The organism is Rhodococcus sp. CX (genome assembly GCF_015865005.1).
Lineage (GTDB): Bacteria > Actinomycetota > Actinomycetes > Mycobacteriales > Mycobacteriaceae > Rhodococcus.
The window spans coordinates 6,623-11,300 of sequence record NZ_JADZGH010000081.1 but is presented as its reverse complement, the minus strand read 5'-3'; the positions used below and the strand labels follow the sequence as shown (position 1 = coordinate 11,300).

The following is a 4,678-nucleotide window of genomic DNA, read 5'->3' as shown; positions in this document are numbered from 1 at the left end:
CTGAGCGCATCCACCGGTGACGGAACCTTCCGCGAAGGTTCCGTCACCGGGGAGCGTCAGAGCGGGAGGAGGTGGTGCTTGCGCGGGTTCTTGAAGACCTTCTTGTCGCGCAGCAGGTTGAGCGCGCGACGGATCTCGAGGCGGGTCGTCGACGGCTCGATCACCGCATCGACGTAGCCGCGCTCGGCCGCGATGTACGGCGTCGCCACGTGCTCGTTGTAGAAGTTGATGAGCTGCTGGCGCACGGCCGGGGCGTTGTCGCCGGCGGCCTCGATCTGACGGCGGCCGATCACCGCGACCGCGCTCTCCGCACCCATCACGGCGATGCGGGCCGTCGGCCACGCCAGGTTGATGTCCGCGCCGAGCTGCTTGGAACCCATCACCGCGTAACCACCGCCGTACGACTTGCGCACGACCACGGTCACCTTGGGCACCGACGCCTCGACGTACGAGAACAGGAAGCGACCGCCGCGCTTGATGACGCCGATCTTCTCCTGCTCGACACCCGGCAGGAAGCCGGGGGTGTCGACGACGAACACGAGCGGAATGTCGTAGGCGTCGCAGACCCGCACGAAGTGCGCCGCCTTGTCGGCGGCCGCCGCGTCGAGCGCACCGGACAGGAACATCGGCTGGTTCGCGACGACACCGACCGGACGTCCGTCGACGCGTGCGTAGCCGGTGATGATGTTCGGCGCGACCTGCGACCGGATCTCGAAGAACTCGCCGTCGTCGAAGATCTTCAGCAGGACGTCGTGCATGTCGTAGCCGGCGTTGTCGGCGTCGGGCATGAACGTGTCGAGCTCGAGATCGTCGGGGGTGATCTCCGGTTCGAGACCCGGGTTGATGACCGGCGGCTTCTCCTGCGCGTTCGACGGCATGTAGCTCAGGTACTGCCGCACCCACTCGAACGCCGCCTTCTCGTCGGGGGCGATGTGGTGCACGTTGCCGTATTCGGCCTGCCTGCGGGCACTGCCGAGCTCTTCGAGGCTGACGTCCTCACCGGTGACGGCCTTGATGACGTCGGGGCCGGTGACGAACATATACGCGTCCTCGGTCGCCACGACGACGTCGGTGTTGATCGGCGCGTACACGGCACCACCGGCGCACTTGCCGACGATGACCGAGATCTGCGGGACCAGCCCGGACAGCGGTTCGCTGCGCTTGCCGATCTCGCCGTACCACGCGAGAGAGGTCACCGCGTCCTGGACGCGGGCTCCACCGGAGTCGTTGATGCCGACGACCGGGCAGCCGACCTTCAGGGCGTGCTCGAGAACCGCCGACACCTTGCGTCCGAACATCTCACCGACGCTGCCACCCAGGACGGTCTGGTCGTGGGAGAACACAGCGACGGGCCGCCCGTCGACGGTCCCGTGGCCGACGACGACGGCGTCGCCGTAGAACGCGTCCGGGTTCCCGGGCGTCCGCATGAGCGCACCGATCTCGATGAAGCTGCCCCTGTCGAGCAGCATGTCGATGCGTTCCCGTGCGCTCGGGATGCCCTTCTTCGCGCGCTTCGCAATCGCGGCCTCGCCCGCAGGCTCCTTCGCGATTTCGAGTTTCTTGCGCAGGTCGGCCAGCTTTTCTGCCGTGGTGGTCACTACTCGTTCAGCTCCTCGTAGCCGCGATCTCGGCCAGCTTCCGGGTCAGGTCGGCCCCCACCTTCGCGATGTACGGCTCGTCCACGATCTGCAGGTGGTCACCACCGACGTGGATCACCTCCAGGTTGCGGACTACCTCGCCCCACCCCCCGTCGGGCTGCCGGGTTCCGAACGCCGGCTCGAGGTCTATCGCGTCATCGTGATACTTGTCGGCCATGTACAGCACCACGTTCCCGTCGTAGGGCTCGAGCCTCGCGGTCTGGATGGCACGGTTGTCGAGCCAGGACGTGCGCTGGTGTTCGATGATCCCGCCCGGGATCTTCGCGCCGCTGAGCTTGAGCAGGTCCATGAGGATGCGGACCTGGCCCTCGTCGTCGGCCTGGGCGAGCTGCTCGTACGGCAGCGGCGCATCGACCCCGTAGGTCTTCTTCGCGAACTTCGCGTACCGCTGCCAGCGCTTGGTGATCTCCTCCGGCGTGTCCTCGACCTTCTCGCCCGCCATGACGGTGTCGATGAGGCCGACGTACCGCACGTCCTTGCCCTCGGCGCGGAGCATCCGCGCGACCGCGTAGGCGAGCACGCCACCGAGGGACCAGCCGTACAGCACGTACGGGCCGTCGCCCTGGATCTCCTTGATCAACGGCAGGTACTCGGCGGCACGCTGCTCGATCGGGCCTTCGGTCCGCTCGAACCCGTACATCGGGGTGTCGGCGGGCAGACGCTTGAGGAGCGGCTCGTAGGCCACGGTGGACCCGCCCGCGGGGTGGAACACGAACACCGGCACGGCGTCGGAACCCTCGGGACGGGGCCGCAGCGTACGGACCAGGCCGTCGATGCGGTCGGCGGATTCGAGGTGCTGCCGCACGGTCTCGGCGAGCTGCTCGATGGTCTCGGCGTCGAGCACGTCGTCGACGGTGATCTCGCCGTTGGACCGCTCGGTCAGGCGCGCGGCGGCACGTGCTGACCGGACGCCTCCGCGACGGCCTGCTGATCGGTGATGTCGGTCCGGGCCGCCTCAGCCGGTGACGCTTCGGCCTTCGCAGCCTCGGCTTCGGCCTCGGCGAGGATCGCTTCGGCCTCGGCGATGACGGTGGTGTCCTCGACCGGCGGCACCGTGACCGTGTTCGCGGCGTCCTCGGCTTCCTCCGCGGCCCTTTCGGCGGCCTTCTCGGCGGCCTGCTGCGCGGCGAGCGCGGCGACCTCCTCGCGGTTCTCGACCGCGTACCGCAGGTACTTGGCGACGTCGCGCAGGCTCGCGTCCTTGACGGCGGACAGCTGCAGCTGAGGAATGTCGAACTCGTACTCGACGCGGTTCTTGATGCGGACCGCCATCAGCGAGTCCAGGCCCAGGTCGATGAGCGGGATCTCGACCGGCAGATCCTCCGGGGCGTAGCCCATCGACTCGGCGACGATCAGCGCGAGCCGGTCCTCGAGGCTCTCCGAACCTTCCGGATCCCACCTGTCGCCGAAGGATTCGGCGACCTCGGGCAGTTCCTCGACGGTGTCGGCCGCACGTTCGACGGGCGCGACGACCGGTTCCGGCAGCACCTCGCCGGAGGACACGACGGCCTCGTGGACGAGCGTGAACCCGGAGGCATCCTTCGCGTGGACCTGCAGGGAGGCGCCACCGGGATGCGGGGTGAGGGTCGTGGTGAGCGTGCCGGAGGCCGGGACCGGCGCGTGCGGGACGCTCGCGACGAGCGTGACGTCGGCATACACCTGCGCGGCTGCGGCGGTCGCGAGGGTCGCGGGATCGGTGACGGCCGAAGCCTGCACCTCCCACGCGAAGCGACCGTCGGGCAGGGCGACGCGGGCGCCGGGGACCCGGCTGTTGCCGCCGGAACCGATGCGCGTCTTCAGCCAGAACTCCTTGCGCAGGAACGCGGTCCGCGGCAGGTCCGCGTACTCGCCGTCCGGCAGCAGGCTGCGCAGATCCACCGCGTGCCCGTACGTGTAGAGCTGCGCGAGCGCGGTGAGCACGCCGAGCGACTCGTCTTCCTTGCGCTTGAGCGTCTGGATGAACTTGCCGTCCTGCACGCCCGCGTCGAACGCGGTGGCGGCGACGGACATGAGGGTCGCGGGGTTGGCGTTGAGCTCGAGGAACGTGGTGTATCCGTCGGCCAGCGCCTGCCGCACGGCCTGCGTGAAGTACACGCTGTGCCGCAGGCCCTTGGTCCAGTACTCGACCGGGTGAATGCCCTCGTGGCCCGCGCGGTACAGGGTCTCCTGATCGACGGACGAGTACACGTCCACCTTCAGGCGGTGCGGTTCGATGCCGGCGAGTTCGGCGGCGAGCTCACCGAGCAGCGGATCGACCTGCGAGGTGTGGCTCGCGCCCTTGGTCTGCAGGACGCGCGCGAACTTCTCCTCGGACTCGGCCCGCGCGACGATCGCGTTGACCTCGTCCTGCGGTCCGCCGATGACGGTGTGCGTGGGCGCCGCGTAGACGCAGACCTCGAGATGCGGGAAGTCCGTGAGCACGGCGGAGATCTCGTCGGCGCTGTATTCGACGAGCGCCATGAGACGGATGTCGTCGCCCTCGAGGCCGGCCTCGGCCTCGCCCATCAGCCGCGAGCGCGCGCAGATGACGCGCACGGCGTCCTCGAGCGACAGGCCGCCGGAGATGTACGCGCCGGCCGCCTCACCCATCGAGTGCCCGATGATCGCGGCGGGCTCGGCGCCGTGGTGGCGCAGCAACGCGGCCAGGCCGATCTGGATGGTGAAGATGCCGACCTGGGCGGTCTCGACGTCGTAGTCCTGCGCGTCGTCGAGGAACTTCTCCTTCATGGAGTAGCCCGACTCGTCGTAGATCAGTTCGTCGACCTCGTCGACCGCGGCGGCGAACACGGGGTTCTCGAGGTAGAGCTGCTTGGCCATCTTGCGGTGCTGGGCACCGAAGCCCGACAGCACCCAGACGGGGCCCTTGGTGTCGGGGGTGTCCGAGCTGAAGACGCCCTGGGCGGGCTTGCCGGCCGCGACCGCGCGCAGTCCGGCGATGGCCTCGGCGCGGTCGTTCGCGATGACGACGGCACGCGAGCGGCCGTGGTTGCGGCGCGAGAGGGTGCGTGCGACGTCGGCGA

1 protein-coding gene and 1 pseudogene are annotated in these 4,678 nt (G+C 69.0%); both read right to left on the bottom strand.

Annotated features, from left to right (window positions below):
• Window positions 1-56: 56 nt before the first annotated feature.
• A complete protein-coding gene (locus I0Q12_RS08875) occupies window positions 57-1,598 on the bottom strand; it encodes an acyl-CoA carboxylase subunit beta (RefSeq protein WP_197251578.1) in 1,542 nt (513 codons plus the stop codon).
• A 7-nt stretch (window positions 1,599-1,605) separates the two neighbouring features.
• Window positions 1,606-4,678: pseudogene (locus tag I0Q12_RS32460) on the bottom strand (acyltransferase domain-containing protein); the annotation flags it as partial.